At 63.7% G+C, this 18,879-nt stretch carries 20 protein-coding genes and 2 pseudogenes; 11 read left to right on the top strand and 11 right to left on the bottom strand.

The window, feature by feature from the left end; all coding sequences use genetic code 11:
- Window positions 1–253: 253 nt before the first annotated feature.
- Together ACB030_RS12955 and ACB030_RS12950 are read right to left on the bottom strand one after the other, a co-directional pair.
- A complete protein-coding gene (locus ACB030_RS12955) occupies window positions 254–1,243 on the bottom strand; it encodes a D-alanine--D-alanine ligase (RefSeq protein ID WP_371160296.1) in 990 nt (329 codons plus the stop codon).
- 202 nt (window positions 1,244–1,445) lie between these two features.
- A complete protein-coding gene (locus tag ACB030_RS12950; RefSeq protein WP_371160294.1) occupies window positions 1,446–2,054 on the bottom strand; it encodes a 2OG-Fe(II) oxygenase in 609 nt (202 codons plus the stop codon).
- Window positions 2,055–2,263: 209 nt separating this feature from the next.
- Between ACB030_RS12950 and ACB030_RS12945 the strand changes: the two genes are divergently transcribed.
- Both ACB030_RS12945 and ACB030_RS12940 read left to right on the top strand, forming a co-directional pair.
- On the top strand, window positions 2,264–2,740 hold the full coding sequence (locus ACB030_RS12945; RefSeq protein WP_371160292.1) for a glutathione peroxidase: 477 nt from the start codon (window positions 2,264–2,266) through the stop codon (window positions 2,738–2,740).
- Between the two features lie 262 nt (window positions 2,741–3,002).
- Entirely contained in the window at window positions 3,003–4,403 is a 1,401-nt protein-coding gene (locus tag ACB030_RS12940) for a DEAD/DEAH box helicase (protein WP_371160290.1), read from the top strand.
- A gap of 73 nt (window positions 4,404–4,476) precedes the next feature.
- On the opposite strand, the gene ACB030_RS12935 is transcribed toward ACB030_RS12940, so the two are convergent.
- The 4 genes from ACB030_RS12935 to ACB030_RS12920 form a co-directional block, all read right to left on the bottom strand.
- Complete coding sequence (locus ACB030_RS12935; RefSeq protein WP_371160288.1) at window positions 4,477–4,914, bottom strand: acetyltransferase; 438 nt, start codon at window positions 4,912–4,914, stop codon at window positions 4,477–4,479.
- 49 nt (window positions 4,915–4,963) lie between these two features.
- The gene (locus tag ACB030_RS12930; protein WP_371160286.1) at window positions 4,964–5,425 is read right to left on the bottom strand and encodes an N-acetyltransferase family protein; all 462 of its coding nucleotides are present in this window, start codon (window positions 5,423–5,425) and stop codon (window positions 4,964–4,966) included.
- Between the two features lie 34 nt (window positions 5,426–5,459).
- Window positions 5,460–5,792 carry a YnfA family protein gene (locus ACB030_RS12925; RefSeq protein WP_371160284.1) on the bottom strand — a complete coding sequence of 111 codons (333 nt, stop codon included), beginning with the start codon at window positions 5,790–5,792 and terminating at the stop codon, window positions 5,460–5,462.
- Between the two features lie 133 nt (window positions 5,793–5,925).
- Window positions 5,926–6,771: a DUF5718 family protein gene (locus ACB030_RS12920; protein ID WP_371160282.1), complete on the bottom strand. Its 846-nt coding sequence runs from the start codon at window positions 6,769–6,771 to the stop codon at window positions 5,926–5,928.
- 270 nt (window positions 6,772–7,041) lie between these two features.
- Here ACB030_RS12920 and ACB030_RS12915 point away from each other — a divergent pair.
- The 4 genes and pseudogenes from ACB030_RS12915 to ACB030_RS12900 all read left to right on the top strand — a co-directional run.
- Window positions 7,042–7,158 (top strand): annotated as a pseudogene (locus tag ACB030_RS12915) (adenylate cyclase); the annotation flags it as partial.
- Between the two features lie 53 nt (window positions 7,159–7,211).
- Complete coding sequence (locus ACB030_RS12910) at window positions 7,212–7,604, top strand: NUDIX domain-containing protein (protein WP_371160280.1); 393 nt, start codon at window positions 7,212–7,214, stop codon at window positions 7,602–7,604.
- Window positions 7,605–7,705: 101 nt separating this feature from the next.
- Window positions 7,706–8,212: an N-acetyltransferase family protein gene (locus ACB030_RS12905; protein WP_371160278.1), complete on the top strand. Its 507-nt coding sequence runs from the start codon at window positions 7,706–7,708 to the stop codon at window positions 8,210–8,212.
- Between the two features lie 113 nt (window positions 8,213–8,325).
- Window positions 8,326–8,619 carry an antibiotic biosynthesis monooxygenase gene (locus tag ACB030_RS12900; protein WP_025327104.1) on the top strand — a complete coding sequence of 98 codons (294 nt, stop codon included), beginning with the start codon at window positions 8,326–8,328 and terminating at the stop codon, window positions 8,617–8,619.
- A gap of 38 nt (window positions 8,620–8,657) precedes the next feature.
- On the opposite strand, the gene pdxY is transcribed toward ACB030_RS12900, so the two are convergent.
- The 3 genes and pseudogenes from pdxY to ACB030_RS12885 all read right to left on the bottom strand — a co-directional run bounded on the left by pdxY (window position 8,658) and on the right by ACB030_RS12885 (window position 11,295).
- Window positions 8,658–9,533 carry a pyridoxal kinase PdxY gene (gene pdxY / locus ACB030_RS12895; RefSeq protein WP_371160275.1) on the bottom strand — a complete coding sequence of 292 codons (876 nt, stop codon included), beginning with the start codon at window positions 9,531–9,533 and terminating at the stop codon, window positions 8,658–8,660.
- Between the two features lie 336 nt (window positions 9,534–9,869).
- Complete coding sequence (locus ACB030_RS12890) at window positions 9,870–10,625, bottom strand: DUF429 domain-containing protein (protein WP_371160273.1); 756 nt, start codon at window positions 10,623–10,625, stop codon at window positions 9,870–9,872.
- Window positions 10,626–10,703: 78 nt separating this feature from the next.
- Window positions 10,704–11,295, bottom strand: a pseudogene (locus tag ACB030_RS12885) (VC2662 family protein).
- 302 nt (window positions 11,296–11,597) lie between these two features.
- On the opposite strand from ACB030_RS12885, the gene ACB030_RS12880 reads away from it, so the two are divergent.
- The 4 genes from ACB030_RS12880 to ybcJ all read left to right on the top strand — a co-directional run bounded on the left by ACB030_RS12880 (window position 11,598) and on the right by ybcJ (window position 14,632).
- The gene (locus tag ACB030_RS12880) at window positions 11,598–11,948 is read left to right on the top strand and encodes a phasin family protein (protein WP_205643364.1); all 351 of its coding nucleotides are present in this window, start codon (window positions 11,598–11,600) and stop codon (window positions 11,946–11,948) included.
- Between the two features lie 92 nt (window positions 11,949–12,040).
- Window positions 12,041–13,825, top strand: coding sequence for a class I poly(R)-hydroxyalkanoic acid synthase (locus tag ACB030_RS12875; protein WP_371160271.1), 1,785 nt, complete (start codon window positions 12,041–12,043; stop codon window positions 13,823–13,825).
- Entirely contained in the window at window positions 13,822–14,226 is a 405-nt protein-coding gene (locus ACB030_RS12870) for a MaoC family dehydratase (protein ID WP_371160269.1), read from the top strand. Before ACB030_RS12875 ends, ACB030_RS12870 begins: the two co-directional genes overlap by 4 nt.
- A gap of 172 nt (window positions 14,227–14,398) precedes the next feature.
- Window positions 14,399–14,632: a ribosome-associated protein YbcJ gene (ybcJ, locus tag ACB030_RS12865; RefSeq protein WP_010674882.1), complete on the top strand. Its 234-nt coding sequence runs from the start codon at window positions 14,399–14,401 to the stop codon at window positions 14,630–14,632.
- A 170-nt stretch (window positions 14,633–14,802) separates the two neighbouring features.
- Here the strand turns inward: ybcJ and ACB030_RS12860 are convergent, their stop codons facing one another.
- Window positions 14,803–15,276, bottom strand: a complete 474-nt coding sequence (locus ACB030_RS12860) for a DUF4442 domain-containing protein (protein ID WP_371160267.1) — start codon at window positions 15,274–15,276, stop codon at window positions 14,803–14,805.
- A gap of 430 nt (window positions 15,277–15,706) precedes the next feature.
- Between ACB030_RS12860 and ACB030_RS12855 the strand changes: the two genes are divergently transcribed.
- A complete protein-coding gene (locus ACB030_RS12855) occupies window positions 15,707–16,888 on the top strand; it encodes a hypothetical protein (protein ID WP_371160265.1) in 1,182 nt (393 codons plus the stop codon).
- Between the two features lie 56 nt (window positions 16,889–16,944).
- Here ACB030_RS12855 and ACB030_RS12850 read toward each other — a convergent pair whose 3' ends face one another.
- Complete coding sequence (locus tag ACB030_RS12850; RefSeq protein ID WP_371160263.1) at window positions 16,945–18,696, bottom strand: ABC transporter transmembrane domain-containing protein; 1,752 nt, start codon at window positions 18,694–18,696, stop codon at window positions 16,945–16,947.
- Between the last annotated feature and the right edge of the window lie 183 nt (window positions 18,697–18,879).

Here is an 18,879-nt window from a genome sequence, read left to right as displayed (position 1 = left end):
CCTTGTCGCGAATAAAGTCAAAAGAGATGAACTTGTCGATTTTGCGCAGGAGGTGGTCTTGGGGGACAAGTTCTTCGAGAGTGACCATCTCGATCTCAAGTTGCTGGGGTGCGGGTTCTCTGAGCATGGTGCAGTCCATTTATTGACCATGCAGCAATTAGATCAAACCCCGAGATCGGCGTCCAGGGGTTTGTCATCAGTCTGAGAGGGGCCGGCAGGCCCCTCTTTATCATCTTCGGCATGAGGCCGCGACTCAGGCCTCTTTGCGCAGGATCTGCTCGAGGAAGGCCGCGAAGCTGTGACCGTGATGCTCCAGCAGTTTCGGGAACATGGAGATGGAGGTCATGCCCGGGAAGGTGTTGATCTCGTTCAGCAGTATCTCCCCATCCTCGGTCAGGAAGAAGTCGATGCGCGACAGATGGGTCAACTTCAACTGGCGGAAGGCCTTGAGGGAGTAGGCATGGATGGCATCAGACTGCGCCTGGGTCAGGCCTTCGGCCTTGAGCGCCGTCTCGGTGTGGCTGGCGCTGCTGTACTTCTCCTCATAGGTGTAGAACTTGTCCTGGGGCACACAGATCTCGCCCGGGTAGGTCGCCACCAGCTCATCACCGTACTGGTAGACAGCCACTTCCAGCTCGCGGGGCTTGACCGCTTTTTCGATCAATACCTGCTCGGAGTAACCGAAGGCGTCCTTGATCCCCTGCACCAGCTCAGCTTCGTTGCTGGCGGAGTAGCAGCCCACCGATGACCCTTGCGAGGCCGCCTTGATAAACACCTTGCCCCACTTGGCCAGCGCGGCTCTCGCCTCGGCAAGCGCCTCGTCGCCCTGCTCGGTCAAAAACAGATAGGGGGTATTGGGGATGCCGATGGCGGAGAGCCACAGCTTGGTGCTGATCTTGTTGAAGCAGATCTTGCTCGCCTCGGCGTCGCAACCGAGATAAGGCAGGCCCGCCAGCTCGAGGAAGGATTGCAGATCGCCGGTCTCACCCGGGTAGCCGTGGATGCAGGGCACCACGTAATCCACCGGACGGGCCACGCTGTCAAAGGAGAGCAGCTTGTCCAGCCCCAGCTTGCACTCGCGGCCGTCGGCACTGAGCCAGCGGTCGGCGAACATCTCGACCCGGGTCACTTCGACCCCAGGCAGAAGACCGAGCTGTTGTTCGAGGAAATTGGCACTGCGCAGAGAGACTTCGTGCTCGGCGCCACCGCCGCCGCACAGCAGCAAGACATGCATGTTCTTCATTAGATGTGATCCCTTGGGAGAAGCGGCCTCGTCATGGCCATTTGATAAGCCAACCACAATAAAAACCGGACGAAGCCAGATACGAACATAAGTGCGGCCAGTGTAGCAAGGGAGAGGAAGCCTTGTCAGCCGATGGGGCCGCCATCCCCCCATCCTGGCCCGTAAAAAGCGGCGCCTGTGTCAAAAACGGGACGAAATGGACTCAGCGAGGGGGATCGACCCGCCCGGCGCCATTGCCATTGACCCGAAACCAGCCGGCGATGCTGTAACGCTCCTCGCTCGCGGGCAGCACCTCGTGGGGAAACTCCTCCGACAAAAAGAGCACCAGCCGCCCCCCCTTGGGGGAGACATCCATCAGAAACTGCTCGTCGTTGTCATAGACCCGCAGCACGCCGCCAGCCTGGGGCTGCCAGCCGTTGTTCAAGTAGAACACCGAGGTGAGACGGCGGTTGGAGCGCCCGGCAAAGGCGTCGCGGTGGGTCGCATAGAAGTCGCCACGACGGTAGCGGGCGAAGTGGGCCTCGTAGTCAAACAGTCCCAGCATCAGGCTGCGATTGGCCGCCAGACGCAGGGACTCCATGCGGGCCAGATAGTCGGCCACGGGGGCGCCCAGGTCGGGATCCAGCCAGTGGATCTGATCACGGCGGATCTCAGGGTTGCCCTGATGCAGCCCCTCCCGCCCTATCCCCGCAGGTTGCCACTCCCCCGGCAGGCAGGCCCGCAAGGCATCCACCTCGGGGGCGGTTAAGAAATCATCCACAATCACCCATCCCCGGGTGTAAATGGCATCCATGACGGCTTGATAGTCCAAGATTGACTCGCAGCGAGTGGAGAGAGTGCGCTTTGTAGCGACTTCCCCCCCTTGGCACAAACCGGATTGCTTCTCTTGAGAAGTCCCGCCATCAATAAGGGGCTGGCCCCAGGCGCCGATTTTCCCTTGCCCCGCCACCCCGGGCCCGCTAACGTGCAAACAAGGCCCGAAACGGGTCTCCCCCTGCATCCATGACCCAGGAGAACCCCATGCCCTTGCCCACTATTCCCCTGCAACGACTCGATGGCAGCGAGTTTCCCGGTGACGCCCTGCAAGGCCGGGTGGTGCTGGTGGTCAACGTGGCCAGCCGCTGCGGCTTCACCCCCCAATACATTGGGCTGGAGGCGCTTCATCGCCAGTTTGGCCCGGCGGGACTGGTGATCCTGGGCTTCCCCTGCGATCAGTTCGGCCACCAGGAGCCCGGGAATGCCGAGGAGATAGCCCGCTTCTGCAAGGTGGATTACCCGGTGAGCTTCCCCCTGATGGCCAAGTGCGAGGTCAACGGCGAGCAGGCCCACCCCTTCTATCGCTGGCTCAAGCAGCAAAAGCCCGGGCTGCTCGGGAGCGAGGCCATCAAGTGGAACTTCACCAAGTTTCTGATCGACCGCGAGGGCCGGGTGGTGGACCGCTTCGCCCCCCAGACCAAACCCGAGGATCTGGCGGGGGCCATCCAGGGGCTGCTGTGAGCCGGGCCCCCCGGGCGCCCCTCTCCCATCGGCGCGGTGCGCCCCCTTTGTGCTCCGGGTTTTCATTCATGACGCCGTTACTGCGTGCCTGCGTCACTTCTGCTATATTACGCGCCCATTATCTTTTTCGTGTCGTAGCGCCCGATGGACGGGCCTGAAGGGATCAGGCCGAGCCCTGACCCGCTACCCACCTTCTTCCATGTCGTGACGGGCCCAGGCTGTCGTCACCCGTTGAGCCCAAGGCTCGGAGTTTCTCTCGAACATGTCATTCAATGAACTGGGTCTGTCACCGCACATACTGCGGGCCGTCAAGGAGCTGGGTTACGAACAACCCACCCCCATCCAGCAGCAAGCCATCCCGGCCATTCTGGCCGGTCAGGACGTGCTGGGCGGCGCCCAGACAGGCACAGGCAAGACCGCCGGTTTCACCCTGCCCATGTTGCACCGTCTGCTGGCCAACCACGGCCGTGGCGGCCGCCGTCAGGTCCGCGCCCTGGTGCTGACCCCGACCCGGGAGCTCGCCGCCCAGGTGGGCGAGAGCATCATCAAATACGCCCATCATCTTCCGTTCCGCACCCTGATCGCCTATGGCGGCGTCAGCATCAAGCCGAACCTGGACGCCATCAAGCTCGGGGTCGACATCCTGGTCGCCACCCCGGGCCGCCTGCTGGATCTGCTGACCCAGGGGGCTCTCACCCTGAGCGCCCTGGAAGTGCTGGTGCTGGACGAAGCGGATCGCATGCTGGACATGGGCTTCATCGTCGACATTCGTCGCATCATGAAGGCGCTGCCGGAAGAGCGGCAGACCCTGCTCTTCTCCGCCACCTTCTCGAACGACATCAAGGCGCTGGCGGACGATCTGCTCAAGGACCCCACCCTGATCGAGGTGGATCCCAGCAACACCGCCGCCGATCAGGTGACCCAGCGCGTCATCCAGGTCGACCGGGAACGCCGCCGCGAGATGCTCTCCCACATGATCGGCCGTGGCAACTGGCAGCGGGTGCTGGTGTTCGTGCGTACCAAGCAGATAGCCGACCGCCTCGCCCAGCAGATGCAAAAGGATGGCCTGGACACAGTCGCCATTCACGGTGACAAGAGCCAGGGTGCCCGCAACCGGGCGCTGGCCGATTTTCGCGAGGGCAAGGTGCGGGTGCTGGTCGCCACCGACATCGCCGCACGCGGCCTGGATATCGATCAGCTGCCCCATGTGATCAACTTCGAGCTGCCCCAGATGGCGGAGGATTACATCCACCGCATCGGCCGCACCGGCCGTGCCGGCCGTGGCGGCGAGGCCATCTCCCTGGTGAGCCAGGACGAGCTGGGCCAGCTCAAGGATATCGAGGCCCTGATCGGCCAATCCCTGACCGTAGAGATCATGGAAGGGTACGAGCCGAGCGGCAAGCCAAGCCGCCAGACCCTGCCAGGCAGCAAGCCGGTGCAAAACCCGCCCCGTGACCGCGCCCATGCCAACGCCAAGAGCAACAATGCCAAAGGCAAGCCTGACGCGGCCAAAGGCAAGGGCAAGGCCAAAGGGGACGGCCCCAAGAAGCCGGCCCCGGCCCGCAAGCGCGAGGTCGTGGGGGAAGACATCGGCTTCACCCCCATGCGCCGCCTGCCCAAGGCCCAGCGCGATGACTATCAGGACAACTCCAGCGAGGAGTAAGGCAAGCTGTTGCCGACCTGACACAAAAAAACCGCCCCCTTCACACGAGGGCGGTTTTTTTGCTCTGACGCCCCTACTCGGCGGCCAGGGCCATGTGCAGCAAGGGATAGGGCTTGCCCTGACCATCCAGGGGGGTGCGCCCCGTCACCCCGAAACCCAGGTGCTGATAGAAACCGAGGGCCTGGGCATTCTGCTCGTTGACGTCCACCCTTCTCGCCCCTTGCCGCTGGATGGCATGGGCCACCAGCAGGCGGCCTACCCCGCCCCCTCTCGCCTCGGGGGTGATGAAGAGCATCTCGATGTTGCCATCGTGCACGCCGCAGAAACCGGCTATCTCCTCCTCTCCCCTGGCGCAGACCAGATCCACCGCCGCAAAATAGTGCTCCAGGATCAGGGGCTTGAGCGTGATGATATCCGTCTCTTGCAGGAAGTGATGGGTGGCGCGCACCGAGGCCTCCCAGAGGGCGATCAGGGCCTGGTAATCCCCTGTTTGCGCTTGTTCAATCTTCATGATGTTGTGACTCAAGCTCTGGTAAACGTTGGCAATGCGGTGCCCAGCGTCAGGGGGTTGCCCTGGCCTCGGCCTGCTTGATGACAAAGCCTTTCTCGATGCCGGCCTTGAAACCCAGCTTTTCGTACAGCCGATGGGCCTCTTCGCGTCCCTCCCCCGACAGCAGCATCACCTTGTAGCAATCCAGCTCCCAGGCCAGGGTCAGGGCCTGCACCAGTACCCGCTCGCTCAACCCCTGACGCCGAAACGCAGAGGCCGTCACCACGTGCTCTATGATGGCGAAGGGCCTGCCGCCGTTGGTCAGGGTCGGGATCACCCCGAGCTGGCAGGTGGCGGCGAGCTGCCCCTCCACCTCGGCCACCAGGAGTCGCACCCCGGGCTCGGCCAGCAACTGCCTCAGCGCCTCTCTCGCCACCGACGCCGTCAACACGGGATCCCGGGGCCTGAGCTCGGCGTAAAGACTGAGCAAACCCGCCAGATCCTGCTCCCTGCACTCTCTGATCACCACCATGGCAACCCTCCTGATCTTCTGCGTCCCTGTCGTCCTATGCGGATCTGGGGGCAAACATGATGATGGCCATGCCCGTGAGGGCGACCCCGGAACCGACCCAGTCCCACATCGTGGGTCTGATGCCATCCACCGCCCAGAGCCAGAGGATGGCCACGAAGATATAGACGCCCCCATAGGCGGCGTAGACACGGCCGGCGGCGGTTGGATGCAGGGAGAGCAGCCAGGCAAAGAGGGCAAGACTCAGGCCCGCCGGCAGCAGCAACCAGGCGCTCCGCCCCTGGGTCAGCCACAGATAGGGCAGATAACAGCCGACGATCTCGGCCACCGCGGTGATCAGAAACAGCCCGATCGTTTTGAACTCCAGCATCATGGGTCTCTAGCAAGGGTGTGACAGAGGCTGAATGTTAAAACAACGCATGGGGTTATGTAAGCACGGCGGCGCAGCAGGCCAGGAGGAAGGGAGGAGAGCCTTCCCCCACGGGCGCGGGGGAAGGGAGGCGTCAACGGACCCTGACTGCCTGGAGCAAGGCAGAGACATCCGGGCCAAAGGTTCGGCTGCCAATGGCCTTGCGAATATCCGCTTCGCCGTAACGGCTGGCCGGGTAGACCACCACGCAGGCGGTGTCACCGGGGGCGAGGAAGTGAGTCTCGCCGAAGGGGGTGTAGCGGGTGGCCCCTATGCTGATGAGGGCGTGGGCCGGGCGCCCCGCCTGGGCCAGCAGCCCCTGGATATGCTCGGCCGGGCCTTCATCCTGCTGATGGTTGAACTTGTCGATGGCCCAGTCGAGCAGCTGCTGATGGAAGTAGCTGTAGTCCACCGCCGCGCTGTCGACCCCATAGGGGTGCAGCTCCCCATCGCGCTCCAGATAGCAGGCGATGCGGTAGTCGTCGAGCTCGCAACCCGGGGCAAAATGGCCGAGGGGCAGCAGAGTGGCCGCCAGCCCCTTGCTCTCCTCCCCCCAGTTCTTCTTCTCGCTGATCTTTTTGGCGTTGGGGCGACGGATGGAGCAGTCGTTGTAGGCGCCGAACGCCTTGGGATGAATGGCCACCACCTGCTCCCCCGCGTACTCCAGCTCGCACCAGAGCGCCACCTCGGGTTCGATTTGCACCTTCTCGTCGCCGCTCACCGCCGCCTCTGGCAGGAAGATGGCCTCGCCGCTCAATGGGAAGACGCCGAGCTGGCCCGGATGATCCGGCACATAGAAGGGGAACAGCGCCTTGGGGGCAACCTTGTCCGCGACCTTGACGGCGACGAAGTCCGCCGCCTCCCCGGCCTGCTCCAGATGGCCGGCGAAGTTGCCCGCCACCCCCAATCCGATAAAGTCGCTCAATTTGGTGATCTGCATCTGTGGCTCCATTGGCGCGGCCCGGGCCGCTGCCTCGTTGTCTATGTTCAGGGCGGCAGCACTACCGCCAAAGAGGGAGCTTATTAGAGCACAGCCCCCTGGCGGCGCCCAGTTGCCCGGCCGCAAGCTGTGCACCAGGGCGGATTTTCCCTCACCAGGTGGTCATAAAGAGAGCAGTCAGCGCCAAGCTGTGATCCCGATGCTTGGGCGAGCCCCGCGCTTTTGCTAGTCTGCCCTATTCATTTTCCGTTTGGGTGCCGGTGCCGAGCCATGACCACACATTTTCAGGGTCGCTTCGAGGTGGAGTTCAAATACCGCCTGACGGATGGCGCGGCCTTCCTCCGTGCCCTCGAGGCCCTCGGCCCCGAGATGCGGGAAACCCGCTCCTATCGCACCCTGTGCGAGCAGTCCGCTCACCTTCTACAAGAGGAATCAGCCCCATGATCGACAAACTCGCCTGGCTCACCTTCAAGGAGGGGCAACTGCTCTGTGCCCGCTCCCACGGCAAGGCCCTCTATTACATCCCCGGCGGCAAGCGTGAGCCGGGGGAGAGCGACGAAGCGGCCCTGGTGCGCGAGATAGCGGAGGAGCTGGCGGTCAGCCTCAAACCCGAGACCCTGCGCCTCGCCTGCGAGTTCAGCGCCCAGGCCGACGGCAAGCCGCAAGGGGTGCAAGTCAGGCTGCGCTGCTACACCGGCGAGGCTGACGGCAGCCCCACCGCCTCGGCGGAGATCGCCGAGCTGCGCTGGCTGGACAGCCGCCATCTGGACGAGATCTCCCCGGTCTCCCGCCTGCTGTTCCAGTGGCTGGCTGAGCAGGGGCTGATCCGCTAGGGAGATGGCTCGTGAACAGCCTCTTAGCGCCGGCTGACAAAGCAAGATTGAACCGTCAATCCCGAATTGATTGGCAATTGGATACAAGAAGAGGAGTTTCAATGGAGATCCTTGAGGTCGATAGCACCAGAGGCATCAAGCCTGCGTTGATCACACTGCTGCAAGATTGCGTGGCCAGCGGCGCCTCGGTGGGCTTCCTGCCGCCCCTGCAGGAAGAGCGGGGATTGGAGTACTGGCAAGGCATCGAAGGGGAGCTGGTCGACGGGGTGCGCAGGCTCTGGGTGGCCTTCGATCAGCACCATCTGGTGGGCGCCCTGCAGCTCTCCCTGTGCACCAAGGCCAACGGCGGTCACAGGGCCGAGGTGGAGAAGCTGATGGTACACAGCCAGGCCCGCGGCAAGGGGGTGGGCCGCGCCCTCATGCAGGCCATGGAGCAAGGGGCCCGGGAGGCCGGGCGCACCCTGCTGGTGCTGGACACCCGGGTTGGCGACATCGCCTCCACCCTCTACCGCCAGCTGGGCTACCAGGAGGCCGGCCAGATCCCGGACTTCGCCAAGAGCGCCGACGGCACCCTGGCGGCAACCCAGTTCTTCTACAAGCAGCTCTGAGGGGCGAGAAGCCCAAAGCCCCACGCAACAAGGCCAGCCCCGAGGCTGGCCTTGTTTAATGGCGCGTTCACTGCTCAAATGACCCCTTCATCCAGAGACGGCAAGGAGCCATCATGATATTGGAAGTCGCCCCGCTGCAGATCATCCCGGGCCAGGCTGCCGCCTTCGAGCAGGCATTCGCGCAGGCCCAGCGCATCATCAGCACCCTGCCCGGGTACGCCGGCCACCAGCTGCAACGCTCACTGACCGACTCGCACCGCTACCTGCTGCTGGTCAACTGGCAACGGCTCGAGGATCACACCCAGGGCTTTCGCGGCTCCCCCCAGTACCAGGAGTGGAAGGCGCTGCTCCATCACTTCTACGATCCCTTCCCCACTGTGGAGCACTTTCAGGCCGTACAACCTTGATCAGCCCAGGATGAGCTTGGCCGATCAGGGTTGAGGCATCACGCCACCTCGCCTGCAAGGCGCTCGGCCCTGTGTGCGATCCGCGGCTCGGCAAAGTCGGCCTGGGCCGCGATCAGCTGCAACTCGTAGGCATCCGCCTGCCAGGTCTGGCGCAGCACCGCATCGACGGCCGCGTTGGTGCGCTCAAACGCCGCCACCGCATCAAACCCCGCCTGCAGGTTGGCCAGCATCAGGGCGCTGATGAGATCCCCCACCCCCACCGGCTGGCGGGCAAACTGGTAGAGCGGCCGGGCGATGAGATAATCCCCCTCGGGGGTGGCCAGCAGCATCTCGAAACGGCCGGGATCACTGGCGGCGCGCCCCAGGTGCTTGACCAGCACCATCTTGACGCCGCTTTCCAGCAGTTGGTGGGCGGCGGCGCGGGTCTGGGCCAGGGTCGTCAGGTGGGCGCCACACAGGGTCTCCAGTTCCAGCAGGTTGGGGGCCATGATGTCCGCCACCGGCAGCGCCTGCTCGGTGAGGAAGCGGGTCACGCCGGGGGCGACTATGCACCCCTTCTCCGGGTGGCCCATGACGGGATCGCAAAAATAGATGGCCGCCGGATTGGCCGCCTTGACGGCCGCAACCACCGCCAGGATCTCGTTCCCCTGCTCCGCCGATCCCAGGTAGCCGCTCAGCACCGCATCGCAGCGCCCCAGCACCTCGATATCCATCAGCCCCTGACAGAGGGCGCTGATATGGCCGGCGGGCATCGCCATCCCCTGCCATCCCGCCGCGTACTGGGTGTGATTGGAAAACTGCACCGTGTTGACGGGCCAGACCTCCATGCCGAGACGGCGCATGGGAAAGACGGCGGCGCTGTTGCCGGCACAGCCAAATACCACGTGGGACTGGATAGAGAGAATGCGTTTCATCGACACCACCACTGAAGAAGCATGAGGAAAGCGGGCAATATATCGGATGCAGAGCGGGCTCTGCCAGCGATTCCCGGCAACCCTCGCCATTTATGCGGCAAAAACGCCATTCACTGGAGTGTTACGCCAACCTCCCCCCACTCCTGCTCAACCCGGCAAGCCAAGACCGCCTCGGCCTCGTCGGTGTGATAGGGGCTCTCCACACTCTTGCTTGATGGCATATGAGCGCGTTTTTAATACCAGGTGGTGGATGGCGGGAGAAAGAGTCGAGGAAGAGCGACGAGGCGTGGATAGCTCTGAACCCGGGGCCGACGCCCCGGGCTTTGTACTTAAGGCTTAAGGCCTGGCGAAGTGATAGACCCAGCCTTCGTCCAGGGGGAAGTCGGGGGGCGCAGAGACAAGAGCCGGCAGGGAAGCAACCGCCCCACCGGCGGCATATTGCAGCGCCATCAGGGCGCAGAGGGCGGCGTCGTAACGATCCGTCCCGGCCACCACATCAGGTGGCAAGGAGGCTGCTATCTCCTCCCTGGCCGGTGAGGCCTTGCCTGCTACCTTGGCGAGGGCCGGATAGACCTCCAGCACGGCGCGCTCCGCCTCCCTCACCTGCGTTGGCACCAGCTGCAGATCCCCGAGGCGCGGCAAGATTGAGAGCGCCAGGGTGGCGTTGTTGCCGAGCCTGTCGAAGGTGGCCGACAGCGGCTTCTTGCCGTATTGCCGATGCAGCCAGCGCTCGCAGTCCCGATAGGCATAGGGGTTGTCTATCTCCCGCTGGGGCACGGCGCACTCGACTCCCCTCCCCGCCAGCAACTCGCCGAGGGCACGGGGAAAGGCCAGCGGGGCATCGATGCCGAGCGCCAATCGCGGGCAGGCCAGCACCTGCATCAGCGCCATCTCGTCTTGCAGCGCCGGGCGCAGCAAGGCGTCCAGATCCGGCGCCACCCGGGAGCTCAACCGAAACAGGGGGGAGATCCCGAGCCAGTGCAACTGCTGCGTGCGGGCCTGCCAGCCCACCACGGCCACCGCCTGGGCATTGCCCTGCCAGCCCCTTACATCCCAACCGATGCCGATCGCATCCAAGTGTTCCGTTGTCATGCCCCTGTCACCTTTGCGCACTATTGATGGAGCACAGGGTAATGGCTGCGCCCCTCAAAGCAAGGCTGGCGGCACGGCTTAGAAGGATTTTTTGAAGTTGATCAGCGGCAAGATGGGGAAGATGCCGTTCTCGGCGTAGTTGGCAAGGCCTATCTGCAGACCATCGAGGTGCTTGGTGGCATTGATGAAGCCAAGCTGGAAGGTGGTGCGCTCGGCATAGTTGACGAAGCCGACGTTGGCCAGGGCGTTGCCCTGAGCGATGTTGACCGCCCCCCAGTTCAGCCCCTGCACATTGTTGGTCAGGTTGACGAAGCCCAGGTTGACCCCGGTGTCCTGCCCCTCATGCCAGTTGACGGCGTTGATGGCAACCCCGCCGAACTGATGACGCACCCGGGCGGCGCCGAAGAAGATGCCGCACCCGGGCGGCGCCGAAGAAGATGCCGAGCTGCAGGCCGGTGAACTGATCCACGTCGGAGAGCGCGAACACCGGCAGATCGATGCCCTTCACCTGACCGGTGCGGCCATACAGGAAGGAGGCGCGCGCCCCTTCCACCTGGTGGGAGGAGGGCAGGTTGATGCCGGGCAGGGAGATCTGGACCGGGGTGCTGGCCTGGGCAACGCCGGCGAGGGTCAGCGCGGAGCAACCGAGCAGCAGGGCGAGAGGTTTCATCGGGATTCCTTGGCAGTCTGAATGACGTGCCAGCCTACCAGCGCGGCGGATACGCGGCGAGGGCGCGCCGGGTCCAGTGCGTCACCTCTCGTCTGACCCCCTCAGCGGGCGGGCGTCGCTGACATAAAAATTCAAACAGAAATTAACATTTATGTCATTTACACCAAACCATATTTGGTTGCAGAATGCGCAAACGTGTGTTTGAACAGAGCAAGCAACACGTAAACAGGGATGACATGCAGTACCCGTAAAAGGGGCCAACGGCCCACAACAACACTGTTCTGCCGAACTGGAGACCGATGATGAATATGGACGTGATCAAGAGCTTTACCGAGCAGATGCAAGGCTTCGCCGCTCCCCTCACCCGCTACAACCAGCTGCTGGCCAGCAACATAGAGCAGCTGACCCGGTTGCAGCTGGCCTCCGCCAACGCCTACGCCGAACTGGGCCTCAACCAGTTGCAGGCCGTGAGCAAGGTGCAGGACACCCAGAGCCTGGCGGCCCTGGGCACAGTGCAACTGGAGACCGCCAGCCAGCTCTCCCGCCAGATGCTGGACGACATCCAGAAGCTGAACGCCCTCGGGGTGCAGTTCAAGGAAGAGCTGGATGCCCTGACCGCTGACGGCATCAAGAAGAGCACGGGCAAGGCCTGATAACCCCTGGCTGCCCGTTCGGGCAGCCACATCTCCCCACGACTCGACGGTGCGGGCTCGTTCCCGCCCCGGGTGTGGGTGAAGGAGAGCACATGAGCCAACCATCTTATGGCCCGCTGTTCGAGGCCCTGGCCCACTACAATGACAAGCTGCTGGCCATGGCCAAGGCCCAGACAGAGCGCACTGCCCAGGCGCTGCTGCAGACCAATCTGGACGATCTGGGCCAGGTGCTGGAGCAGGGCAGCCAGCAACCCTGGCAACTGATCCAGGCCCAGATGAACTGGTGGCAGGATCAGCTCAAGCTGATGCAGCACACCCTGCTCAAGAGCGCAGGCCAGCAGAGCGAGCCGGTGATCACCCCGGAGCGCGGCGATCGCCGCTTCAAGGCCGAGGCCTGGAGCGAACAACCCATCTATGACTACCTCAAGCAGTCCTATCTGCTCACCGCCAGGCACCTGCTGGCCTCGGTGGATGCCCTGGACGGTGTGCCCCAGAAGAGCCGGGAGCGACTGCGTTTCTTCACCCGCCAGTACGTCAACGCCATGGCCCCCAGCAACTTCCTGGCCACCAACCCGGAGCTGCTCAAGCTGACCCTGGAGTCCGACGGCCAGAACCTGGTGCGCGGGCTGGCCCTCTTGGCCGAGGATCTGGAGCGCAGCGCCGATCAGCTCAACATCCGCCTGACCGACGAGTCCGCCTTCGAGCTGGGGCGGGATCTGGCGACCACCCCGGGCCGGGTGGTGCAGCGCACCGAGCTCTATGAGCTGATCCAGTACAGCCCGAGCACCGAGACGGTGAGCAAGACGCCGGTGCTGATCGTGCCCCCCTTCATCAACAAGTACTACATCATGGACATGCGGCCCCAGAACTCCCTGGTCGCCTGGCTGGTCGCCCAGGGCCAGACGGTGTTCATGATCTCCTGGCGCAACCCGGGGGTGGCACAGGCGCAGGTCGATCTCGACGACTACGTGGTGGATGGCGTCATCGCCGCCCTGGACGCCGTGGAGGCGGCCACCGGCGAGCGGGAGGTGCACGGTATCGGCTACTGCATCGGCGGCACCGCCCTGTCGCTCGCCATGGGCTGGCTGGCGGCGCGGCGCCAGAAGCAGCGGGTGCGCACCGCCACCCTGTTCACCACCCTGCTGGACTTCTCCCAGCCCGGGGAGCTTGGCATCTTCATCCACGAGCCCATCATAGCGGCGCTCGAGGCGCAAAATGAGGCCAAGGGCATCATGGACGGGCGCCAGCTGGCTGTCTCCTTCAGCCTGCTGCGGGAAAACAGCCTCTACTGGAACTACTACATCGACAGCTACCTCAAGGGCCAGAGCCCGGTGGCCTTCGATCTGCTGCACTGGAACAGCGACAGCACCAACGTGGCGGGCAAGACCCACAACAGCCTGCTGCGCCGTCTCTACCTGGAGAACCAGCTGGTGAAGGGGGAGCTCAAGATCCGCAACACCCGCATCGATCTCGCCAAGGTGAAGACCCCGGTGCTGCTGGTGTCGGCGGTGGACGATCACATCGCCCTCTGGCAGGGCACCTGGCAGGGCATGAAGCTGTTTGGCGGGGAGCAGCGCTTCCTGCTGGCAGAGTCCGGCCACATCGCCGGCATCATCAACCCGCCGGCCGCCAACAAGTACGGCTTCTGGCAAAACACGGCAGAGGCCGAGAGCCCGGAAGGCTGGCTGGCTGGGGCGACGCACCAGAGCGGCTCCTGGTGGCCCGAGATGATGGGCTTTATCCAGAGCCGTGACGAAGGGTCGGAGCCCGTCCCCGCGCGAGTGCCCGAGGAGGGGCTGGCCCCCGCCCCCGGCCACTATGTCAAGGTGCGGCTAAACCCCGTGTTTGCCTGCGCCACCGAGGAGGACGCCGCATGAGTGCACTGCCTCTTGAGGTGGGTCAGAAGGCGCGCCTCAGCAAGCGGTTCGGGGCGGCGGAGGTGGCCGCCTTCGCCGCGCTCTCGGAAGACTTCAACCCCCTGCACCTGGACCCGGACTTCGCCGCCACCACGGTGTTCGAGCGGCCCATCGTCCACGGCATGTTGCTGGCCAGCCTCTTCTCAGGGCTGCTGGGCCAGCAGTTGCCGGGCAAGGGGAGCATCTATCTGGGCCAGAGCCTCAGCTTCAAGCTGCCGGTCTTTGTCGGGGACGAGGTGACGGCCGAGGTGGAGGTGATTGCCCTGCGAGATGACAAGCCCATCGCCACCCTGGCCACCCGCATCTTCACCCAAGGCGGCGCCCTCGCCGTAACGGGGGAAGCCGTGGTCAAGCTGCCTTGAGCACCGACGGCACACAGACACAATCAGCCCGGCCCTCGCCGGGCTGATTGTTTGTCCCGCTCCGCTTACCCCTTTTTCGGGGCAATTGGGCCAGAGCCCTTTCCCTGCCCCGCCTAACTGCCTAAAATGGCCGCCCTGCCGTGTAGGCATTCATCCAGCTAGAGGATTTCCCATGGAGACGTTTCTGCTCGAAGGTCACCCCTTCGTTGCCTTGTGTGACCTGATCAAGCATCAGGGTTGGGCCGATTGTGGCGGTGCCGCCAAGGCGCTGGTCGCCGAGGGCCTGGTGGAAGTGGACGGTCAGGTCGAGACCCGCAAACGCTGCAAGATAGTGGCCGAGCAGGTGGTCAACTTCAACGGCATGAAGGTCGTGGTGAAGGAAGGCGTCAGCCCCGAGATCCTCTAAGCCCGAGATTCTCTAAGCCCGAGATCTGCCCCCCAAGCGCTGCCCAGCACAGTCGCCGGGCTGGCGGTCAGCCTGTCGCCGGGCCAGGGGCATCAAGACAGTAGTGAAGGAAGGGCCCACCCCGAGATCCGCGGACCCTTGCCCCCGCCCTGCCAGCACACTGTGGCGGACTAGCTGGCCTTGATCGACAGGGTCAGCACGAAGCGCGCCATCGCCTCATCCCCGTTGAGCGACGGGCAGGTGGCCACCACCTGGATGGGGCGGTTGATGCGCTGCCCGGTCGCCAGGGACTCGTCTATCATGGCGTCGATGGCCTCCCCGGCCGCGCAGTCAAACTGCACGTCCCCCTCGGGGCGCTTCAGAAACTCCCCCTGCACATCCTTGAAGGCAAAGTGCACCTTCTTGCGTCTTGCCCGCCCCTTCTCCATCACCAGCAGGCCCCCCACCAGATCGGCGCCGGTCGCCAGAGCCCCGAAGTACATGCTGCCCAAGTGGTTGCGGGTGCGCCAGCCCAGCGGAATGCGGATGCGCAGCGCCTTGGCGTTCATCTGCTCGATGACGGGGGCACAGAATCCGATGACGGGAATATAGCGCCAGGCGAACAGGCGCAGTGCCAGATTGGCTTTGAAGCGTTGCAGGTCCATTGCAAACTGATCCGATGAGTGAGTGTGAACGAAATGTTGCCAGTCCCCACCCCAATAGACAAGCCTCCATTGCCGTCCTTGTGAGGGCGATCGGCTCCCGGGTGCATTTGAAAATCACATGATGGGCGCCGTTGCATTCGATGGGCAAATGACGAGCCCCGTTATTCGCCGCCACAGCGACGCCATTTCCCCCCGATGGCGAAGGTTTTTTTCAAGAAAGAACTCATATGGCACTTTCATGACAATCCTAGCCGGATGAAAGCTAACGATAAACCGGGTTGCCCCGGCGCTAGCCCACTCATCCGCCAGCGCCACTGGGATTAGTCACAGTAACGAAATGCCGCCCCCCTCGCTAGGCTCTGCTGGCTCGTGCATGGCCATTCGGCACCGAGTCATCCTGTGACACCAATCTCAGCATAAGGATAGAGAGATGAGTAACGTTCAACAGCTGTTCAACGGGGGCGAGAGCGCCGGTACCTTCCTGCTCAACTTCAACAACAACCGTGCCTTTGAGCTGTTTGGCCGGGAGTACCTCAAGTGCTACGCCAACCTGGCGGTCAAGGGCAAGATGAGCAAGCCCCTGCCCACCGGGCCGCTCAGCTACGCCGTCGACTTCGCCATGGATTGCGGCTGCAGCTCTGTGCTGATCGATTTCAACCTCGCCTACAAGAAGACCTTCGGCAACCAGGCCCAGGCTCCCCTGTGGCGCGAGTCGGACTACGAGGCCGAGATAGTGCTCTGCCAGCTGATGCGCGAGGCCCCGGCCAGCCGCCTGAGCAACCATGATCAGTTCGCCGAGGCCGAGGCCTTCTTCAATGACGTCAACCTGCCCACCACAGCCAAGAATGTGGGGAGCGATCCCTATGCCGACAAGGACGGCCTGGTGGAGTTCATCGTGGCCAACGAGCTGCTGGACGATCCCGCCGTCATGGCCAAGCTGGCGGAGCAGAAGGCCTACCTCATCGCCATCACCTCAGTGGTCACCGCCTACATCAACCGCTACGCCGAGGCCTATGGCGAGCAGTACAAGACGGACGCGGATCTCTGGGCCCGTGCCCTCTCCAAGATCCCCCTGATGGGGCCGAGCAAGATCGATCAGCAGAGCTACAGCCGCCACATCAAGGGGCTCAGCATCGCCACCGACTTCATCAACTTCATCATGGACGTGGTGGTGAGCCAGGGCACCACGGCGCTGGCGAGCTTCAACAAGTTCCTGCAAAAACAGGGGGATGCCATCCGCTTCGGGGTGGAGAACAACAAGGACTTCTACAAGACCATCACGGTCGGCATCACGGTGGAAGTGTTCAAGGTGGGCAGCGAGCTGGTCTATGTGCCGAAGATCAAGCAGTACCGCATCAACTTCGACCGCCAGAACAGCAAGTTCACCTCCGCCTGTGCCAGCGCCGACTTCGTCGACATCCACTTCAACTACCTCTATGCCGCCAACGTGTTCGACTACGAGGCCTTGAAGGATCCGGAGATCAAGCGCGACTTCGACAGCTTCATCCAGAAGCAGCGCAAGGCCCAGATCGAGGAAGCCGACACCTTCTTCAACGACGACTTCCCGCCCCTGGAGCCCAAGCTGATCGCACGGCGCAAGGCCACGGTCTGAGGCACATTCCCATATAAAAACAGCCGGCATCTGCCGGCTGTTTTTTATGAGGAACCTCAGGCCCGTTTCTCTTCGAGCCAGGCCCCCTGGCTCTGCATCTCGAACAGCTGGGCGTAGTGGCCCCCCAGCGCCATCAGCTCCCCATGGGTGCCGCGCTCGCTCACCTGACCGCGGGAGAGCAGCAGGATTTCGTCCGCATCCACTATGGTGGAGAGCCGGTGGGCGATGGCGATGGTGGTGCGGCCACGGCGCGCCGCCGAGAGCGCCTGGGAGAGCGCCAGCTCGGTCTGGGAGTCCACGCTCGCGGTCGCCTCGTCCAGGATGAGGATCCGCGGATCCCCCACCAGGGCGCGGGCAAAGGAGAGCAGCTGGCGCTGACCGGCGGAGAGGTTCTTGCCCCCCTCCTCCATCAGGGTCTCCAGCCCCTTTGGCAGGTGGCGCACGAAGGCGGCCAGCTGCACCTCCTCCAGGGCCTGCCAGAGCCTCTGCTCGTCGATGCCGTCACGGCCAAGGCGCAGGTTGTCCGCCAGGGTCCCGACGAAGATGAAGGGATCCTGCTGCACCAGGCCTATGCTGCGGCGCACCGCCGAGAGCGACAGCGCGCTCATGGGGTGATCATCGAAACGGATGCAGCCCTGATCCAGCGGGTAGAAGCCCATCAGCAGGCTGATGATGGTGGACTTGCCGCTGCCGGTGTGGCCCACCAGCGCCAGCATCTGGCCGGGACGGGTGGCAAAACTCACCTCCTGCAGCACCGGTTGCTGGCCATCGTAGGAGAAGCTCACCCCCTCGAAGCTGACCCGCCCCTGCAACGCAGGGCTCTCCCCTTGCGTGCTCTCCCGGGATTCGTCCAGCAGGGCGAAGACCCGCTCCCCCGCCACCATGGCCTGCTGCAGCTGGTTGAGCTGGTTGGTCATCTCGATCAGGGGCTCGATCATGCGCCCCAGATAGCTGATGAAGGCGTAGAGCACCCCCACCTGGATGGCGCTGCCCGTGCTCAACCCCTCGTGGGCAAACAGCGCCAGCAGGCCGATGAGCACCATCATGTAGAAGAGATCGATGAGGGGGCGCAGCAGTATGCCGTTGATCTTGAGGCTCTTGATCCTGGCCTGCCAGTGCTGCTGGTTCACCTCGGCAAAGGCATTGGCGAAGTGGCGCTCCTGCACCATGGCCTGGATCACCGGCATCCCCTGCAGGGACTCGTTGAGCCGGCTGTTGATGTCGGAGAGCAGGCTGCGGGTCGCCCGCACCACGGGCACGCTCAATTTCTGGTAGAGCCACATCACGGCCCCCACCGCCGGCAGCAGGGTGGCGCACACCAGCATCAGGCGCAGATCCAGCAGCGCCATGGAGATGAGGATGCCGCACAAGAGCACCACTTTTTGCACCAGGAGCCCTATCACCTGCACATAGAGGTTCATGATCGCCTCTGTGTCGTTGGTGATGCGGGAGATGAGGGAGCCCGAGCGATGCTTGTCGAAATAGCGGGCAGGCAGCCGGATGGCGGTGGCAAACACCTGCTCGCGAAGAGTCTGCACCACCGCCTGGGCGATGCGGTTGAAGCGCAGGGATTGCAGGTAGAAACCCGCCGCCGAGAGCACCTGCAACCCCAGATAACCGGCGGCCAGGGCGGCGATGTGGGGCCACACCAGCTGGCGCGGCGCCAGATAGTCGTCGATGAAGAGCTTGATGAGCAGGGGCCCGGCCACTTCGGCGCCGGTGGCCAGCAGCAGGCAGATGCCCGCCTGCACCAGCCAGCGGGGATAGCGGGCGCAGTAGGCGAGCAGCCGTTTGATGGTTGGATTCACAGACTTGTCTCCAGCACAGCACTCTCAGGGAATTGACTCTCTTTTCCCCCTTCTCCCCTCGCGGGAGAAGGGGTGGGGATGAGGGGAACCACGCGTCTCATCATCGAACTCACAGGCTCTCCTCCACGTCTTGCTCCAGCCGCTGATAGCGCCCCCTGCTGGCATACCAGCCCTGCGGATAAG

Source organism: Aeromonas sp. S16(2024) (genome assembly GCF_041403065.1).
In the GTDB taxonomy this organism is placed as follows: domain Bacteria; phylum Pseudomonadota; class Gammaproteobacteria; order Enterobacterales; family Aeromonadaceae; genus Aeromonas.
Note: the sequence above shows the minus strand (reverse complement) of the source record. Positions and strands in the feature narration are given on the sequence as shown.

Coding starts and splice junctions, on each gene's coding strand:
- ACB030_RS12880 (WP_205643364.1), top strand. CDS start 11,598: ATGAATATGGACGTGATCAAGAGCTTTACCGAGCAGATGCAAGGCTTC.
- ACB030_RS12855 (WP_371160265.1), top strand. CDS start 15,707: ATGAGTAACGTTCAACAGCTGTTCAACGGGGGCGAGAGCGCCGGTACC.
- ACB030_RS12890 (WP_371160273.1), bottom strand. CDS start 10,625: ATGACAACGGAACACTTGGATGCGATCGGCATCGGTTGGGATGTAAGG.
- ACB030_RS12935 (WP_371160288.1), bottom strand. CDS start 4,914: ATGAAGATTGAACAAGCGCAAACAGGGGATTACCAGGCCCTGATCGCC.
- ACB030_RS12930 (WP_371160286.1), bottom strand. CDS start 5,425: ATGGTGGTGATCAGAGAGTGCAGGGAGCAGGATCTGGCGGGTTTGCTC.
- ACB030_RS12910 (WP_371160280.1), top strand. CDS start 7,212: ATGATCGACAAACTCGCCTGGCTCACCTTCAAGGAGGGGCAACTGCTC.
- ACB030_RS12870 (WP_371160269.1), top strand. CDS start 13,822: ATGAGTGCACTGCCTCTTGAGGTGGGTCAGAAGGCGCGCCTCAGCAAG.
- ybcJ (WP_010674882.1), top strand. CDS start 14,399: ATGGAGACGTTTCTGCTCGAAGGTCACCCCTTCGTTGCCTTGTGTGAC.
- ACB030_RS12925 (WP_371160284.1), bottom strand. CDS start 5,792: ATGCTGGAGTTCAAAACGATCGGGCTGTTTCTGATCACCGCGGTGGCC.
- pdxY (WP_371160275.1), bottom strand. CDS start 9,533: ATGAAACGCATTCTCTCTATCCAGTCCCACGTGGTATTTGGCTGTGCC.
- ACB030_RS12955 (WP_371160296.1), bottom strand. CDS start 1,243: ATGAAGAACATGCATGTCTTGCTGCTGTGCGGCGGCGGTGGCGCCGAG.
- ACB030_RS12945 (WP_371160292.1), top strand. CDS start 2,264: ATGCCCTTGCCCACTATTCCCCTGCAACGACTCGATGGCAGCGAGTTT.
- ACB030_RS12900 (WP_025327104.1), top strand. CDS start 8,326: ATGATATTGGAAGTCGCCCCGCTGCAGATCATCCCGGGCCAGGCTGCC.
- ACB030_RS12940 (WP_371160290.1), top strand. CDS start 3,003: ATGTCATTCAATGAACTGGGTCTGTCACCGCACATACTGCGGGCCGTC.
- ACB030_RS12860 (WP_371160267.1), bottom strand. CDS start 15,276: ATGGACCTGCAACGCTTCAAAGCCAATCTGGCACTGCGCCTGTTCGCC.
- ACB030_RS12875 (WP_371160271.1), top strand. CDS start 12,041: ATGAGCCAACCATCTTATGGCCCGCTGTTCGAGGCCCTGGCCCACTAC.
- ACB030_RS12905 (WP_371160278.1), top strand. CDS start 7,706: ATGGAGATCCTTGAGGTCGATAGCACCAGAGGCATCAAGCCTGCGTTG.
- ACB030_RS12920 (WP_371160282.1), bottom strand. CDS start 6,771: ATGCAGATCACCAAATTGAGCGACTTTATCGGATTGGGGGTGGCGGGC.